This is a genomic window from Amphibacillus xylanus NBRC 15112 (genome assembly GCF_000307165.1).
Lineage (GTDB): Bacteria > Bacillota > Bacilli > Bacillales > Amphibacillaceae > Amphibacillus > Amphibacillus xylanus.
Map to the genome: position 1 here is coordinate 1,222,076 of NC_018704.1, position 17,257 is coordinate 1,239,332.

15 protein-coding genes are annotated in these 17,257 nt (G+C 34.5%); 14 read left to right on the plus strand and 1 reads right to left on the minus strand.

Features of this window, described 5'->3' with window-relative positions:
- The first annotated feature begins 27 nt into the window (after nt 1-27).
- From AXY_RS06090 to AXY_RS06145, 12 genes are all read left to right on the plus strand, one after another.
- A complete protein-coding gene (locus AXY_RS06090) occupies nt 28-846 on the plus strand; it encodes a TlyA family RNA methyltransferase (RefSeq protein ID WP_015009916.1) in 819 nt (272 codons plus the stop codon).
- A 28-nt stretch (nt 847-874) separates the two neighbouring features.
- Complete coding sequence (ahrC, locus tag AXY_RS06095) at nt 875-1,324, plus strand: transcriptional regulator AhrC/ArgR (RefSeq protein ID WP_015009917.1); 450 nt, start codon at nt 875-877, stop codon at nt 1,322-1,324.
- Nucleotides 1,325-1,355: 31 nt separating this feature from the next.
- On the plus strand, nt 1,356-3,086 hold the full coding sequence (gene recN, locus AXY_RS06100; protein WP_015009918.1) for a DNA repair protein RecN: 1,731 nt from the start codon (nt 1,356-1,358) through the stop codon (nt 3,084-3,086).
- 188 nt (nt 3,087-3,274) lie between these two features.
- The gene (gene spoIVB / locus AXY_RS06105; protein ID WP_015009919.1) at nt 3,275-4,558 is read left to right on the plus strand and encodes a SpoIVB peptidase; all 1,284 of its coding nucleotides are present in this window, start codon (nt 3,275-3,277) and stop codon (nt 4,556-4,558) included.
- A 285-nt stretch (nt 4,559-4,843) separates the two neighbouring features.
- On the plus strand, nt 4,844-5,623 hold the full coding sequence (gene spo0A, locus AXY_RS06110; RefSeq protein ID WP_015009920.1) for a sporulation transcription factor Spo0A: 780 nt from the start codon (nt 4,844-4,846) through the stop codon (nt 5,621-5,623).
- A 436-nt stretch (nt 5,624-6,059) separates the two neighbouring features.
- Complete coding sequence (gene safA, locus AXY_RS06115; RefSeq protein WP_015009921.1) at nt 6,060-6,653, plus strand: SafA/ExsA family spore coat assembly protein; 594 nt, start codon at nt 6,060-6,062, stop codon at nt 6,651-6,653.
- A 123-nt stretch (nt 6,654-6,776) separates the two neighbouring features.
- The gene (locus tag AXY_RS06120) at nt 6,777-8,129 is read left to right on the plus strand and encodes an aspartate kinase (protein WP_015009922.1); all 1,353 of its coding nucleotides are present in this window, start codon (nt 6,777-6,779) and stop codon (nt 8,127-8,129) included.
- A gap of 494 nt (nt 8,130-8,623) precedes the next feature.
- Entirely contained in the window at nt 8,624-10,051 is a 1,428-nt protein-coding gene (lpdA, locus tag AXY_RS06125) for a dihydrolipoyl dehydrogenase (RefSeq protein ID WP_015009923.1), read from the plus strand.
- Complete coding sequence (locus AXY_RS06130; RefSeq protein WP_015009924.1) at nt 10,048-11,046, plus strand: thiamine pyrophosphate-dependent dehydrogenase E1 component subunit alpha; 999 nt, start codon at nt 10,048-10,050, stop codon at nt 11,044-11,046. The genes lpdA and AXY_RS06130 overlap by 4 nt, the downstream gene beginning before the upstream one ends.
- 75 nt (nt 11,047-11,121) lie before the next feature.
- Nucleotides 11,122-12,108, plus strand: coding sequence for an alpha-ketoacid dehydrogenase subunit beta (locus tag AXY_RS06135; protein WP_015009925.1), 987 nt, complete (start codon nt 11,122-11,124; stop codon nt 12,106-12,108).
- A gap of 18 nt (nt 12,109-12,126) precedes the next feature.
- Nucleotides 12,127-13,368: a dihydrolipoamide acetyltransferase family protein gene (locus AXY_RS06140; RefSeq protein WP_015009926.1), complete on the plus strand. Its 1,242-nt coding sequence runs from the start codon at nt 12,127-12,129 to the stop codon at nt 13,366-13,368.
- A 175-nt stretch (nt 13,369-13,543) separates the two neighbouring features.
- The gene (locus tag AXY_RS06145) at nt 13,544-14,497 is read left to right on the plus strand and encodes an aromatic acid exporter family protein (RefSeq protein ID WP_015009927.1); all 954 of its coding nucleotides are present in this window, start codon (nt 13,544-13,546) and stop codon (nt 14,495-14,497) included.
- 32 nt (nt 14,498-14,529) lie between these two features.
- On the opposite strand, the gene AXY_RS12570 is transcribed toward AXY_RS06145, so the two are convergent.
- Nucleotides 14,530-14,688, minus strand: coding sequence for a DUF4044 domain-containing protein (locus tag AXY_RS12570; protein ID WP_015009928.1), 159 nt, complete (start codon nt 14,686-14,688; stop codon nt 14,530-14,532).
- A 122-nt stretch (nt 14,689-14,810) separates the two neighbouring features.
- On the opposite strand from AXY_RS12570, the gene AXY_RS06150 reads away from it, so the two are divergent.
- Nucleotides 14,811-15,932, plus strand: a complete 1,122-nt coding sequence (locus tag AXY_RS06150) for a M20/M25/M40 family metallo-hydrolase (RefSeq protein WP_015009929.1) — start codon at nt 14,811-14,813, stop codon at nt 15,930-15,932.
- Between the two features lie 41 nt (nt 15,933-15,973).
- Nucleotides 15,974-17,221 (plus strand): DNA polymerase IV, encoded by a 1,248-nt coding sequence (locus AXY_RS06155; RefSeq protein WP_015009930.1) that lies wholly within the window; start codon nt 15,974-15,976, stop codon nt 17,219-17,221.
- Nucleotides 17,222-17,257 lie beyond the last annotated feature (36 nt).

The window sequence follows — 17,257 nt, forward strand, 5'->3', positions numbered from 1 at the left end:
TCTTGTATAAGTAGAGGATAGAAGGTAATGACAGTAAAGAAAGTACGGCTAGATGTTTTAGTTGTTGAACGAGGTTTAGTTGAAACGCGAGAACAAGCAAAGCGCAGTATTATGGCTGGGCTTGTTTTTTCAGGTTCGAATCGAATGGATAAGCCTGGTGTTAAGGTTAAAGAAGATATACCTCTCGAAATAAAAGGTAAAGAAATTCCATATGTAGGACGCGGTGGGCTTAAATTAGAGAAAGCACTAAAATATTTTGATCTTGAGATTCAAGATCGGATTATGATGGATATTGGTGCATCTACTGGTGGATTTACTGATTGTGCCCTACAAAATGGTGTTAGTCTTTGTTATGCTATTGATGTTGGATATAATCAATTAGCATGGAAATTAAGAAATGATGATCGCGTAATTGTGATGGAGAGAACTAATTTTAGGCATGCTACACCAGAATTATTTACTCATGGTGAACCTAATTTTGCAACAATTGATGTCTCCTTTATTTCGTTAAAATTAATTTTCCCACCATTAAAGGATATCTTGAGCGAAGGTTCAGACGTTGTCGCGCTTATTAAACCACAATTCGAAGCAGGAAAAGATAAAGTAGAGAAACGTGGAATTGTTCGCAATGCTAAAGTACATGAGGAAGTATTACGTGATACAATTGCAGCAGCCAGCGAAAATCAATTATCGCTTGTAGACCTAACATATTCTCCTATTACAGGTGGCGATGGTAATATTGAATTTTTAGCTCACTTTAAATTTACACCAAATATTTCATTAGATACAATTGATTACTCAAGCTTAATTGAAAAAGTAGTTAAGGATGCACATCAGACATTGTAATCATTTATCCATGGAAGGAGTAAAGGGTATGAAAAAAGGGCAACGACATATGAAAATACGTGAATATATCGCTAATCACGATATTGAAACGCAGGAAGAGCTAGTCGATATTTTAAAAAGTGAAGGCTATAACGTAACTCAGGCTACAATATCAAGAGATATTAAAGAATTACACCTAATAAAGGTTCCAACTGAGAATGGCTCTTATAAATATAGTTTACCTGCTGATCGCCGTTTTAATCCACTGGAAAAATTAAAACGATTAATGCAAGATTCTTTTATTAGCTTAGATAAAGCAACTCACTTCCTAGTATTAAAAACATTGCCGGGTAATGCTAATGCGTTAGGTGCATTAATTGATCATTTACAATGGGAAGAAATAATTGGGACAATTTGTGGAGATGACACCATATTAATTATTTGTCGTAATGAAGCCGTAACACATGATCTTGAAAAGAGATTTTTAAATATGCTATAAAAATTATGCGACTGATTCGAGGTGAATGGTTTTGTTAAGTGAACTTTCAATTCAAAATTTTACGATCATTAATCAATTAACCATTTCGTTTAACGACGGATTAACAGTTCTTACAGGTGAAACCGGAGCTGGTAAATCAATTATTATTGATGCTATTGAACTTCTTACAGGCGGAAGAGGATCAGTTGAATATGTTCGACATGGGAAGAATAAGGCTGTATTAGAAGGCTTATTTACAATTGACAATCCGAAACATGCCATTTATAAACTTTTCGATAAATATGGTATTGAATATGATCAAGAAGGTATGATCATTCTTCACCGTACAATTAGTGCAAAAGGTAAAAGTATCTGTCGCGTTAATGGTTCATTAGTAACCTTAGCTATTTTGCGTGAGTTTGGCCAGACCTTAATTGATATTCATTCACAACACGAAACACAATCGTTATTAGATTCTAGTCGACATCTTAGTTTGTTGGATATGTTTAATCAAGAACATGAAAACGATCGATTCAATGATTATCAGAGAGTATATAACAAATTAAAAAAGGCAAAGGTTGTTTACGATTCATTAAAGAACAACGAGCAAGAGTCAATTCAGCGTCTTGATTTACTACGGTTTCAATTAAATGAGATTACTCAAGCCGAGCTCTCAGTAAATGAGGATATCGAATTAAGACAAGAACGTGAGAAATTAGTTAATTTTGAACAAATTTATGAAAATGTAACTGAAGCGTATAATTCATTAAGAGGAGAACATAAAGGATTAGATTGGCTATCAATGGGCTCAGCAGCATTAGAAACAGCTAGCAGTCTTGAGCCAGAGCTTGAAAAGTTAAGTGAATCCTATTCAAATCAATATTATATGCTTGAAGAAATTAGCATTCAACTACGGAATTACTTAGATCAAATGTCTTATGAACCAGAGCGCCTAGCTGAAATTGAATCAAGATTAAATGAAATTCAGTTGCTGATCAGAAAATATGGATCAAATGTTAATGAAATTATCGAATACGCCGCAGAAATTGAAGATGAAATTGAAACGTTAGAAAATCGAGATCAATCATTACAGGAAATGGCTGATGAAATTAATGAATTATCTGAGGATGCATTGATAGAAGCTAAGCAACTCCATGATCGCAGAGTACAAGGCGCAAAACGCTTAATTGATGTAATAAAAGCGGAATTAATAGATCTTTATATGGAGAAAACACAGTTTGAAACTGAGATTGAAATTCGTGCAGGAAAGCCAGGAGATCCAGAGTTATCAGGAAAACCAGTCCATTTAGGTGAAAATGGCTTTGATCAAGTTCGATTTTTACTTTCCACAAATCCAGGTGAACCTGTGAAACCATTAGATAAGGTGGCTTCAGGAGGAGAACTATCTAGGATAATGTTGGCGTTTAAAAAGGTATTTGCAAAACATCAAGGAGTTACAAGTGTTATATTTGATGAGGTTGATACTGGTGTAAGTGGTCGTGTCGCTCAAGCGATTGCGGAAAAGATACATACGATTTCAATTGACTCTCAAGTGTTATGCATTACTCACTTACCACAAGTTGCAGCTATGGCAGATCATCATTTATTGATCGAAAAAATAGCATCACAACAAGAGACATATACGCGTGTTAAACAGCTAACTGAACAGGAAAGAATTGAAGAATTAGCAAGAATGACAACTGGAACATCGTTAACTGATACATCAGTTAGCTATGCCAAAGAGTTAATCAGTAGTGCTAAACAATTTAAAATAACTCAATAATTATTGATTTGACATTATAAAAGTCAAATTTGGATGGTGAGAAGCTTATATAGGTTAAGCTTCTTTTTTTTTATTTAAAGAAGGAAATCTTCTCAAGTTTTTGAGAACTTTGCTTGGTTTAAAAATGTCTCTAGAAGGCCAAAGTAAAGGTACAGAAAGAAATAAAACAGAAAAAAGGAGAGTGAAATGTGAATAGACAAATATTCAAAAATTTGTGTGGGATCGCATTAATTATTGCTTTATTAATCTTACCTTTTATTCCACCGGTTAAAGAGTATTTAGCCATTCCAACGCAAATTAATTTATATACAAATCAACCTGAAACAATTGAAATTTCAACTTCCAATCCGTCTTTTTCAATCATTGATCAACAAGATCAACAAATCATAAAAATAGAAGATAACTACTTAACACCATTAGAAAAAGGTAAAACAGAGCTTCAATATCAATATAATGATTTTCCTTTGAAAAAGATAAACGTCAATGTTGATCATCAATATCAAGTCATCCCAGGTGGTCAATCAATTGGAGTTAGTCTTGAAACGCTTGGTGTCTTAGTAGTTGGTTATCATTACATTGGTGACGAAGCAGATAATCAATCACCAGGTAGAGAAATCGGAATTAAAATTGGAGATAACATCTTAGAAATGAATCAACACTCGATTCAATCCATTGAGGATATTGGGCCAATTGTAGCAGAAGCAGGGCAAAACAATGAATCGATTCAGATAAAATATCAACGAGATCACAAAGTCTTTGAGGATGAACTGATTCCAGTATATGATGAAAAAACAGACAGCTATAAAATCGGATTATATATTCGCGATTCTGCAGCTGGGATCGGTACGATGACATTTCTTGACCCACAAACTAACATGTATGGAGCACTTGGTCATGTCATAGCAGATATTGACACTAAAGAACCAATTGAAATTAAATCAGGTACAATAGTAAAATCGAAGATAACTTCAATTCAAAAAGGAAATAGCGGTCTTCCCGGTGAAAAACGAGCAACATTTAATAAAAATGAAAATTTATTAGGTAATATCACGAAAAACAGCTCATTTGGGGTATTCGGTGAGTTAGATATTGATTTATCTAAGGAAGATTTAACAGAACCAATCCCAATTGCTTATAGCCATGAAGTGGTTGAAGGTCCAGCACAAATTTTAACTGTGATCGATGATGAGAAAGTAGAAGCATTTGATATTGAAATCATCAGTACCATTGAACAAAAGAATCCCGCAACTAAAGGTATGGTTATTAAGGTGACTGATGAACGCCTGTTAGAAAAGACAGGGGGAATTGTGCAAGGTATGAGCGGAAGTCCGATTATTCAAAATAACAAGTTAATTGGAGCTGTAACCCATGTTTTTGTAAACGATCCAACATCAGGCTATGGCATTCATATTGAATGGATGCTTGATGAAGCTGAAATTAACTATAAAGGGGCATTCGCTAAAGTAAGTTGATGATCATGTTATAAAAAAACCTGAATAATATATGTTCAGGTTTTTTTTAATGATTAAAATCGTTAACTACATATTGACTTAATGATATTTGTGATATAATAAACATAAATTATTTTCGACAAAAAAGAAAAATACTGGAATGAGATTATTGTCAATTTTACCGAATTTAGCGAAACTTAAGAAGTTTTAGCGAATAAAAATTTTCTTGCTTTTTTTAAAAGGTATACGCAATTTTACGTCGAATCATAGTTAAGAGAAGTTCGGGAATTTAAGGAGGAATTGATAGTGGGAAAAATTAGAGTTTGTTTGGTTGATGACAATCAGGAATTAGTACGCGTGATGGAAGATTATTTTGAAACTCAACAAGATATCGAAATTGTCGGTGTGGCAAATAACGGAAGGGAAAGTTTGGATGTACTAACAAATACTAGCCCTGATGTTGTTATATTAGATATTATCATGCCACATATGGATGGATTAGCTGTTTTAAAAGAAATGAGAGATCTGAATTTGAAGAAGCAACCACAAGTTATCATGTTAACTGCTTTTGGGCAAGAAGACGTAATGAAAAAAGCAGCTGACCTAGGTGCTTCATACTTTATATTGAAACCGTTTGATTTAGAATATTTAGCTGATCAAGTCCGTCAGGTTTATGGTAAGCCAAGGATCGAGCGTAAAACGGCTAAGCATCCAGACCATAAACAGAAGAAGTTTGATTTGGAAGCAAGTATTACAAATATTATTCATGAAGTTGGTGTACCAGCTCATATTAAAGGATATATGTACTTAAGAGAAGCGATTGCGATGATCTTCAATAATGTTGAACTGTTGGGCTCTATCACTAAAGTTCTCTATCCTGATATCGCTAAGAAATACAATACAACGCCTTCACGTGTAGAACGTGCGATTCGTCATGCAATTGAAGTCGCTTGGAGTCGTGGTAATATTGATTCAATTTCAGAATTATTCGGTTATACAGTCAGCAGTTCCAAAGCTAAGCCAACGAATAGTGAATTTATCGCCATGGTTGCTGATCATCTACGATTAGAATATCGTGCGAGTTAAATTAATTTAGAATTTATTACATCAGGATAACAACACTGTTTATATTTCCCAATAATTTTTTATTATCAAGATTCAACACAAGTCGTTCTAATTTTTAGAAATATCTATATATTTAAAATTAATGATCCTCTCTTAATAAAGTAAATCAACTTAAGAGAGGATTTTTATATAAAATACAGATATATAAGATAAAAAATTATCAATAAATGGTAATAATGGTATGCTGACAGAACTACCATTATTTGCACATAACATGAGATTGATTTTATTGGTCGTTAAAACTCATCGGAAGAGTAGATCGATCCGTTTTAATTATATGAAAATCTGTTTAAATTTTTTATCAGGGCAACATAAAAATATATATTTAATAAGTAAATTTCTTTTCGAATAAAAACCTCCTTATTGTTACAAACTATACAAAAAAGGAGGTTTTTTTATGAAAAAAATAATTATTGTCGCTGGATTGTTATTCATGATGATCCCCATTAGCGTAAATGCAGATTCAACTTATACTGTACAACCGAATGATACCCTTTGGAAAATTGCATTAAAGTATCAAATTGGTGTGACAGAGATAATTGAGGCAAATCCACAGCTGAAAAATCCTGATCTCATTTACCCGAAAGATAAAATTAATATACCAAATATTGATGCGATTAAACATATTGAACACATAGTAATTCAGCTAGTTAATCAGGAAAGAGCACGTCACGGTTTAAGTGAGCTTAGACCTGATTGGGAATTATCAAGAGTAGCAAGAATAAAATCGGCTGATATGTTAGAAAACAATTATTTTTCACATAATAGTCCAGTTTATGGTTCGCCATTTGATATGATTAAAGCTTTTGGGCTCCATTATCGAAGTGCTGCTGAAAATATCGCACGTGGACAACAAACACCGCATGATGTGTTTAGAGCTTGGATGAATAGCTCTGGCCATAGAGCAAATATATTAGGGGATTTTAGTCATATTGGTGTAGGTTATGTAGAAGATGGGAAGTATTGGACTCAAATGTTCATTAAACGATAAGCTAGCATAAATAAAACACTGACATTATACACAATTTTCAGAAAATAATCGAAAATTTCTATAACAATATTCACTGTTTTGTGGTAAGATTTGATATAGAAAAAAATATTGGAGATGTGTATGATGAAAGTAGCAAAATTTGGGGGAAGTTCAGTAGCAGATGCTGAACAATTAGAAAAAGTTGCGAGAATTATTCAATCTGATAAGGAACGACGAATTATTGTTGTATCAGCACCAGGAAAACGATTCGCTAATGATGTTAAAGTAACAGATTTATTAATTAACTTAGGTGAATCATACAAAGAAAATAGACAATATGAACGTGAATTGTCTCTTGTTGTTGAGCGATTTCGCTCGATCGTCACTGATCTAAACTTATCTGATCAAGTCATTGACAAAATTGAAACTGAGATTAAAAATATTTTTGCAAGTAGTGAAGCAATTTATTCAAAATTAGAAGCACTAAAAGCTGTCGGTGAAGATACTTTAGCTCAAATTTTGAGTGAGTATTTAACTTCATTAGGTATGAATGCTAGATATCTAAATCCAAAAGATGCCGGATTGATACTAAGTGATCAACCTGGTGGGGCTCAAATTCTTGAGGAAAGCTTTGATAAGATCTATCGATTAAGAGAATACGATGGAATTCTGGTGATTCCAGGTTTCTTTGGTTATACATCTACAGGAAAACTGGTGACATTTTCACGTGGTGGATCTGATATTACAGGTTCAATCATAGCTGCAGGTGTTAAGGCTAATTTATATGAGAACTTTACAGATGTAGATTCTGTATATTGTGTTAACCCAACAATTGTTAATAATCCGAAAGAAATTGCAACGCTAACGTATAAAGAGATGCGTGAACTTTCATATGCTGGTTTCTCAGTCTTTCATGCTGAAGCATTAATTCCTGCTGTAAGAGCTGAGATACCTGTTTGTATTAAAAATACAAACAACCCTAATTGTCCTGGCACGATGATTGTTGCTAAAAAAGAAATTCAGACAGGTGAAAATCCAGTTGTTGGGATAGCAAGTGATGAAGGTTTTATGAGTTTATACATTAGTAAATACCTAATGAATAGAGAAATTGGTTTTGGACGCAGATTATTACATATCTTAGAGGATGAAGGTATATCATATGAGCATACACCTTCAGGAATTGATGATATGTCAGTAATTATGCGCGCAAATCAAATGGATGAGCGAAAAGAACGAAATGTAATTAAGCGAATTAAAGCTGAATTGAAACCAGATCAAGTTCATGTTGCACGAGGTTTAGCACTAATTATGATTGTAGGCGAGGGCATGCAAAGACAAATAGGGACTGCCTATATTGCTACTAAAGCTCTAAAAGATGCTAATGTTAACATTGAAATGATTAATCAAGGCTCATCTGAAGTATCACTCATGTTTGGTATCAAAGAAGAAGCAGTAAACGCAGCGGTTAAATCTTTATATCAAGCATTCTTTGAATAAGACAATTTAAAAAGGTTCTATAATTTTTGGTGTTGGTGAGTTTTTTACGAATTCGCTGACACCTTTTTTCTGTTTCCATAGAAAAAGGCCAGTAGATTCACTAATAATTAAGTCGACGAAAAGCATTTAATATTAAAGACAAAGGGTTAGATCCCTTACATTTATAGAGGAACGAAAGCAAGATGAAACTGCTTAGTTAAAATAGTAGGCATTTAATTTAGAAGTGAAAAACAGCGAGTGTATTTCACCTGCGGTGAACAAGTTGTATCTTTATTAAAGCTAATATAAATTTATTCTCGACTAATTATAAAACCTACCAACACTATTTGACATTGAACCTTTAAAAAAGACTAGCAATAGTCTTTTTTTTGTTTAATAATTATAACTAGGTGCTAATATCATATAATAAATTACTTGATTATGTTTAAATTAAGCGTTAAGATAAAAGTGAGTAATCTGTTATAGACTAAATTTTTGAAAAAGGAGCTTTTTTTATGAGTAATAATTATGACCTAGTAATATTAGGTGGTGGTATGGGAGGTTATGTAGCTGCAATTCGTGCTCGTCAATTGGGAATGACAGTGGCAATAGTTGAAAAGGATTTTATTGGTGGAACATGCTTGCATAAAGGCTGTATACCAACAAAAAGTTTATTAAAAAGTGCTTCTGTATTTCAATCAATTGTTAATAGCCAGAAATTCGGAATTGAAACATCACATCCTTTACTTCATTATTCAGAAGTATTAGCTCGTAAGGATAAAATCATCAATCAGCTTTATCAAGGATTACAAACTTTAATGAGACGAAATCAAATAGAGATTATAAATGGATATGGTAGATTACTCGGCCCATCTATATTTTCACCAATGTCTGGAACGATATCAGTGCAGTATGATGATGGGCGAGATCATACGGTTCTAGTTGGTAAACATGTTTTACTAGCAACGGGAACTAGGGCAAGGACACTAAATGTTCTGCCGATTGATGGTGATTACATTCTCACTTCGGATGACATATTAGCACTTAAAGAATTACCTAAATCAATCGTTATTATTGGTGGTGGTGTTATTGGTGTGGAGTTTGCTTCACTTTTTCACGATTTTGGTGTCGATGTTACGATTATTGAGGCTGAATCAAAGCTATTACCATCATTTGATCAAGACTTATCAATGCAGTTAATGAAAGAGTTAAAACAAAAAGGTGTAAAAATATTAACAAGTACTAAGATTGTTAATCAGCAGATTAATCACAAGCAACTTGTTGATTTAGAAATTGTTTCAAACGAAGGTACTCTTTCAATCTCGACTGAAAAAGTCCTTGTCGCGATTGGAAGATCTGCAAATACTGATGATATTGGACTTGACAATACATCAATACAAACTAATGATGCTGGTTTTATAACGGTTAATCAGTATTATCAAACGAAAGAAGATCACATTTATGCTGTTGGAGATTGCATAGGTGGAGCACAACTTGCGCATGTCGCAGCTCATGAAGGGAAATTAGCGGTTGAGCATATGGCTGGTGTACTTGAAAAGTTTCAACATACAACATTTACACCTAGTTGTGTATATAGCCAACCAGAAGTCGCAACAGTTGGTTTAACTGAACAACAAGCAAAAGAACAAAATATTAATTTTAAAATAAAAAAATTGTCATTTAAATCAATTGGTAAAGCATTAATTAACGGACATAGTGATGGCTTTATAAAAATGATTATTAATGTAGAGACAAATGATATTATCGGCATTCACTTAATTGGCCAAGATGTGACAGAGTTAATCGCTGAAGCTAGTTTAGCGATGCTACTAGATGCAACAGCATCAGAGATTGGATTAAATATTCATCCACATCCGTCATTAAGCGAGGCAATCCAAGAGGTTGCTTTAGCGATGGAAAATCAACCAGTACACACTATATGAGGGGGGATATGATGTTAAATCATAAAGATTTACAATTAACAGATCGTGATTGCTTAGAAATGTATCGACTAATGCTAACAGCAAGACGTTTTGATGAACGGACGTGGTTGTTAAATCGAGCTGGAAAAATACCATTTTTAGTCTCTTGTCAAGGCCAAGAAGCATTACAAGTAGGCGCGGCGTACGCACTAGATCGAGACCATGACTATTCAGCACCATATTATCGGGATTTTGGAGTCGTTTTAACATTAGGTATGACACTAGAAGAGTTAATGTTACAAGCTTTTGCTAAGGCAGCTGATCCAAATTCAGGCGGAAGACAGATGCCCGGTCATTTCGGATCGAAACGATTACGGATGTTATCTGGTTCATCACCTGTATCTACCCAGGTCCCACATGCAGTAGGAGTAGGGTTAGCGTGTAAAATGAACGATGATCGTGCGGTTTCATTTGTAACTTTGGGAGAAGGTTCAACTAATCAAGGTGATTTTCATGAGGGAGCTAACTTTGCAGCAGTTCATAAATTACCAGTTATCATCATGGTGGAAAATAATCAATATGCCATTTCAGTTCCACTTAATAAACAAGTGGCTTGTGAGCGCATCTCAGACCGCGCCATTGGTTATGGAATGTACGGTGAAACAGTAGATGGAAATGACCCATTGGCTGTCTATTCAGCGATTAAGCAAGCGAGAGAACGTGCAATCAATGGAGAAGGACCTTCATTAATTGAAGCTGTTAGTTATCGTTTAACAGCTCACTCAAGTGATGATGATGATTTAACGTATCGAACGAAAGAAGAAATTGAGACGGCTAAAAAAGAAGATGGACTTCTCCGTTTTAAAAAATATTTATCAGATCAAAATATTTTAACTACTGAGTTAGAAGAAGAAATGGAAGCAAAAATAAAACATGAAATAGATCAAGCAACAATGGCTGCAGAGAAAGCACCGTATCCAGCACCTGAAACACTATTTGATGGTGTGTATCAGTAATTAAACATTTGGTCATATTTTTATGAACAATGATTTTAGTAAATGAAAATTCATCATATATGAGGAGAGGAAAATATGCCCATATTATCATATATTGAAGCGATTCAATTAGCAATGGAAGAAGAAATGGAACGGGATGAACGAGTATTCATTCTTGGTGAAGATGTTGGAAAACGTGGTGGAGTTTTCAGAGCTACAGATGGATTATATGAGAAATTTGGAGAACAGAGGGTCATTGATACACCACTTGCTGAATCGGCCATAGTTGGTGTTGGCATTGGCGCAGCGATGTATGGCATGATTCCAATTGCTGAAATTCAATTCGCTGATTTTATTTTACCTGCAGTTAATCAAATAATTTCAGAAGCGGCTAAGCTTCGTTATAGATCTAATAATGATTGGAGTAGTCCAATTACGATACGAGCACCATATGGTGGTGGTGTGCATGGAGCACTTTATCATTCACAATCAATAGAGGCTGTCTTTGCTAATCAACCGGGCCTGAAAATTGTTATGCCTTCTAGTCCTAGAGATGCTAAAGGTCTATTAAAAGCTGCAATTAGAGATCCAGATCCAGTTTTATTCTTTGAACATAAGCGTGCTTACCGATTACTTAAAGAAGAAGTTCCATCAACTGATGAAGTGATTCCAATTGGGAAAGCAAATGTTGTGAGAAACGGATCAGACATAACAGTCATTTCATATGGACTCATGTTACACTACGTCAAGGAAATTGCGGATCAATTAGCCGAAGAATCAGGGGTAGATGCTCATGTTCTTGATTTAAGAACTGTCTACCCACTAGATCAAAACGCGATTATTGACGCTGCGAAGAGGACAGGTAAAGTTTTACTCATTACAGAAGATAACAAGGAAGGCAGCATTATAAGTGAAGTAGCAGCTATTATTGCCGAATACTGTTTATTTGATTTAGACGCACCGATAAAGCGACTAGCTGGTCCAGATGTTCCCGCCATGCCGTATGCACCAACATTAGAAAAAGCATTTATGGTGAATCAAGATTCAATTAAACAAGCTATGCTTGACTTGTCGTCATTCTAAGAGATTGGAGGGATTTAAATGACGATAAAAACGATGACAATGCCGCAATTAGGTGAAAGTGTCACAGAGGGAACGATTAGTCAATGGCTGATTCAAGCTGGTGATACAATCGAACAGTATCAACCAGTGTTAGAAGTGATGACAGATAAAGTAAATGCTGAAGTCCCTGCATTATATTCAGGTAAAATTGTCAGATTACTTGCAAATGAAAATGAAACTGTCGACGTCGGTACCCCTATTTGTGAAATATTGATTGAATCTAATCAAGATGAAGTAACAGTGGAGAATACTAATAGTTCTGGTACTTTGCAAACAGATAAAAGCGAAGCTGAAACAAAGCAAGAAATAATGAAAAATAGATATTCACCCGCTGTACTCACGTTAGCTCAAGAACATCAGATTAATTTAAGCGAGTTAACTGGAACTGGTTTATCAGGTCGAATTACTCGTAAAGATGTTATGAACTATATAAAGCAAAATAAAGCAAAGTCAAACCAATCTATTAACAAAATACCTGCTAACATTACATCAGCTAAGAAAAATACTAAAATCATTCAGTCTATTAATCGTGAAATCCCGGTAACAGGAATTAGAAAAGCAATTGCAACAAATATGGTCCGTTCTAAAACAGAAATCCCACATGCATGGATGATGATTGAGGTAGATGTCACCAATTTAGTTGCATACCGTAATGCTGAAAAAGATAAATTCAAAGAACAAGAGGGTTATAACTTATCGTATTTTGCATTCTTCTTAAATGCTGTAGCAAAAGCTTTAAAAGAATTCCCTGAATTGAATAGTTCATGGCAAGGCGATAAAATTATTCAACATAAAGATATTAATTTATCTATTGCCGTCGGTAATGAAACTGAATTATACGTTCCGGTGATTCATAATGTTGATGAAAAGAGTATTAAAGGTATCGCGAAAAGTGTCCATGAATTAGCCTATAAGGCAAAGCATAATCAGCTTACACAAGCTGATATGGAAGGTGGAACATTCACAGTTAATAATACAGGTACATTTGGTTCAGTTCAGTCAATGGGTGTAATTAATTATCCACAAGCTGCGATTTTACAAGTTGAATCGATAGTAAAAAAACCTGTTATTATCAATGATATGTTTGCTGCAAGAGACATGGTCAATCTATGTTTATCACTAGATCATCGCATATTAGATGGAGTAATCTGTGGTAGATTTATGTCCCATGTTAAGACGATATTAGAAAATATATCAGGTGATACAACCCCTATCTATTAAAAATTACAAAAAGCCAGAATAGAACATTCGATAGTTCATAGGAATGTTTTATTCTGGTTTTCTAATGGGTTTTGAATAATCCAGCATTATAAATTATAATGAAAGATAGGGTTGTAACAAATCATCATGATTACATAACTTTTTTATATTTTTTGTGGGTGAGGAGCAGAGCGCTGTGAAATTTAATTATCAAATGCTTAAAATGATTCTGGCTGTTCCAATTGCAGTCTTAATTGCAGAGACATTTAATTTAAGCTTCGCTGGGTCGGCTGGTATTATTGCTGTTTTATGTATTCAGCCAACTCGGAAACAATCATTCTTAATCGCCGGCCAACGATTCGCTGCTGGTTTATTGTCGATTGTCTTTGCATACTTTATTTTTGAACAATTCGGTTATGAACCATGGACAGTCGGTCTATTATTACTTATTTTTATCCCAACTGCTCAGATCATAAAAATTGCGCCAGGAATAGTCACAAGTCTAGTTGTGATTTTTCATTTTTATGACTTAGGTACGATAAATAAACAAATTATCTTTAATGAAATTGTGATTATGATATTGGGAATAGGCGTCGCTTTAGTGTTAAATTTATATATGCCAAGTTTGGATCATAAATTGACGCAATATAAAAAAGAGATAGAAGCAAATTATCAGCAAATGTTCCGTCATTTTGCTTCATATTTAAGAGGGGAAAGTAAAGAATTACCTATAAAACGTTATAATGCATTGAAGACTCAAATTCACCAAGCTGAAGAATGGGTAGAGCGGAGTATTGGTAATACTTTTGGTAAACAGGCACATCGACATAAAGATTATTTCACAATGCGAAAAGTCCAATTAGATAGTTTAGAACAAATGATTAGAATTATCGAGCCATTAGAAATGACCATTAAGCAATCGCATAAAATAGCCGATCTGTATACTGACCTTGCAGATGCAATTTATCCAAATAATGCGGTAAATTACCACCTTGATCAGGTCAAGTGGTTAAAATCATACTTTGAGAGAGAACAGCTCCCTACTACTAGACAAGAGTTTGAAATTAGAGCAAATTTATTTCAATTACTCTTCGAAATTGAACACTATTTACAAATTAAGAACCGCGCAGTAACTGAAAACTGTGCATAAAAAAAGAGTAGCTAATTCTTAAGCTACTCTTCTTATGAAAAGATCTGTGCTAACACAGTAGTTAATGCAGACCCTAGCATAATAATAATCATTAAGTAAACTATTAATTTATTACGCTTTTCTTTTTTCGAAGGCTTACGCTCTGTTTGCATGTTATGATTTGTTTTCTTTACTTTTCTTTTTTTAGCCATAAAAAATACCTCCTTCAAACAGGAAATCATAGAACTATTGTATCGTGATTTATAGTAAGTGACAAGCCTTTTATAAAATATCGAATCAAGTTAACTATTAGACATAAAGGAGAATTTATTCAATGATAAACAAACAACGATTAATTAATCAATTTTTAGAACTCGTACAAATCGATTCAGAAACAGGCGAAGAAACAGAAATTGCTAGTGTGCTAAAAAATATATTTACTGAGTTAGGCCTAGAGGTTGTTGAGGATGATGCAAAAGAAAAAACTGGCTTTGGAGCTAACAATCTCATTTGTACATTACCAGCAAACATCAATGCACCTTCAATATATTTCACGTCTCACATGGATACAGTTGTCCCGGGTAAAAATGTTAAGCCGATCATTGAGGATGACATTATTAAAACAGATGGTACAACTGTACTAGGTGCTGATGATAAAGCTGGACTTGCAACGATGATTGAAGTTATTCATTGCTTGAAAGAACAAAATATCCCACATGGTCAAATACAATTCGTCATTACAGTCGGTGAAGAATCAGGTTTAGTCGGTGCAAAAGCATTAGACCCTTCATTAATTGATGCAGAGTTTGGTTTTGCACTTGATAGTGATGGTCCAGTAGGCGATATTATTGTAGCAGCTCCAACACAGGTTAAAATGTTAGCTAAAGTATTAGGTAAAACAGCACATGCAGGTGTGGCACCAGAAAAAGGGGTTTCTGCAATCACGATTGCTGCTAAAGCTATTGCCAAAATGCCATTAGGTCGAATTGATGAAGAAACGACTGCAAATATTGGTCGTTTTGAAGGTGGTCAAAAGACAAATATCGTCTGCGATTATGTTGAGGTTCTTGCAGAAGCAAGATCACTAAGTCCTGATAAAGTTAAAAAACAAGCCGCTACAATGGAACAGGCGTTTATTGATGCAGCAAGTCAGCTTGACGGTAAAGTTGAGCTAGATACTGAAGTGATGTATACAGGTTTTAAACTATCAGCGAGTGATCACGTTGTACAAGTAGCAGAACAAGCAGTGAAAAACATTGGTAGAAACAGTGCATTGCAACAAAGTGGTGGAGGAAGCGATGCGAATATTATTTCAGGGTTTGGTATTCCGACTGTTAATCTGGCTGTTGGTTATGAAGACATTCATACAACTAATGAAAAAATGCCAATTTCAGAACTGGTTAAATTAACAGAACTTGTGATTGAGATCATTAAAGTAGTCGCAAGTCAAGCATAGGTTGATATATTATTATTTCTGACAACAAAGGAAGCGATCATATGTCAGTTTGGTATCCAAAAAACGGACGAGTCATATTCCACGTCGATATCAATAGCTTTTATGCATCTGTTGAAGCTGCATATAATCCATCATTAAAAGGAAAGCCGCTTGCAATCGCAGGTAATCCAGAAGAGCGTCGAGGAATTATCGTGACGAGTAGCTATGAAGCCCGAGCAAAAGGGATTAAAACAACTATGCCATTATGGCAGGCGAAAAATCTATGTCCAGAATTAATCGTATTACCACCTAACTTTGACCGCTATCGTCATGCATCACAAGAAATATTTAAATTAATGGCAGAAATTACACCACTTGTTCAGCCTGTCTCAATTGATGAGGGCTATCTTGATATCACAGACTGTTATGAATTAGGATCACCATTAGATATTGCCTATAATTTGCAGATGAGAATAAAAAATGAACTAGATTTACCTTGTAGTATTGGAATAGCACCAAATAAATTTTTAGCGAAGATGGCTTCTGATATGAAGAAGCCTATGGGCATTACAGTTTTACGAATACGAGATTTACCGAAAAAATTATGGCCAAGACAAATTGAAGAAATGTATGGCGTTGGAGAAAAAACAGCTGATAAACTTAGGCGAATTGGCGTTAATAAAATTGGTGACCTGGTGGAAGCAGATCGATTTACATTAAGGAGAATTCTTGGAGTTAATGGTGAGCGCCTACAGGAGCGGGCAAAAGGTATTGATCCGAGCCCAGTAGATCCAGATGCAATTTATGATTTTAAAAGTATCGGTAATTCAGAAACTTTACGTGAGGATACGACTGATGAAACGGTGATTGCAACATTACTTCGAAGACTCGCTCGAAAGGTTGCTGTTCGTTTAGAGAGAAAAGAGGTTGTCGCACAGACACTACAAATTATGATTCGATATCATGATCGTAGAACGATTACTCGAAGTCTGACACATGATGAATACTTTTTTATGGAAGATCAAATATTTGCAATTGCTAATGAATTGTTTGATGTAAATTGGAATGGCGAACCAATTCGATTATTAGGAATTACTGCACAAAATTTAATCGAAAAAGAACAAGCCGTTGAACAATTGAATTTATTTACTTATCAGGATCATTTAGAAGATGAAGCGTTACAAAAAGTAATAGATCAGTTGAGTGAAAAATACGGTGAAAATCCGTTTAAAAAAATCAAACAACCTGTAAATAATGATAGACCAACGACAAGTTTCCAAAAAGACTTTTTAGATGACTATAAAAGTTAAATGAGACAGGCAAAAAAATCTTAATGTAAGCAATAG

Excerpts from the sequence above, each read along its gene's own strand:
- AXY_RS06140 (WP_015009926.1), top strand. The coding sequence starts at position 12,127 with ATGACGATAAAAACGATGACAATGCCGCAATTAGGTGAAAGTGTCACA.
- AXY_RS06120 (WP_015009922.1), top strand. The coding sequence starts at position 6,777 with ATGAAAGTAGCAAAATTTGGGGGAAGTTCAGTAGCAGATGCTGAACAA.
- AXY_RS06090 (WP_015009916.1), top strand. The coding sequence starts at position 28 with ATGACAGTAAAGAAAGTACGGCTAGATGTTTTAGTTGTTGAACGAGGT.
- AXY_RS06150 (WP_015009929.1), top strand. The coding sequence starts at position 14,811 with ATGATAAACAAACAACGATTAATTAATCAATTTTTAGAACTCGTACAA.
- AXY_RS06135 (WP_015009925.1), top strand. The coding sequence starts at position 11,122 with ATGCCCATATTATCATATATTGAAGCGATTCAATTAGCAATGGAAGAA.
- AXY_RS06155 (WP_015009930.1), top strand. The coding sequence starts at position 15,974 with ATGTCAGTTTGGTATCCAAAAAACGGACGAGTCATATTCCACGTCGAT.
- AXY_RS12570 (WP_015009928.1), bottom strand. The coding sequence starts at position 14,688 with ATGGCTAAAAAAAGAAAAGTAAAGAAAACAAATCATAACATGCAAACA.
- ahrC (WP_015009917.1), top strand. The coding sequence starts at position 875 with ATGAAAAAAGGGCAACGACATATGAAAATACGTGAATATATCGCTAAT.
- lpdA (WP_015009923.1), top strand. The coding sequence starts at position 8,624 with ATGAGTAATAATTATGACCTAGTAATATTAGGTGGTGGTATGGGAGGT.
- safA (WP_015009921.1), top strand. The coding sequence starts at position 6,060 with ATGAAAAAAATAATTATTGTCGCTGGATTGTTATTCATGATGATCCCC.
- AXY_RS06130 (WP_015009924.1), top strand. The coding sequence starts at position 10,048 with ATGAGGGGGGATATGATGTTAAATCATAAAGATTTACAATTAACAGAT.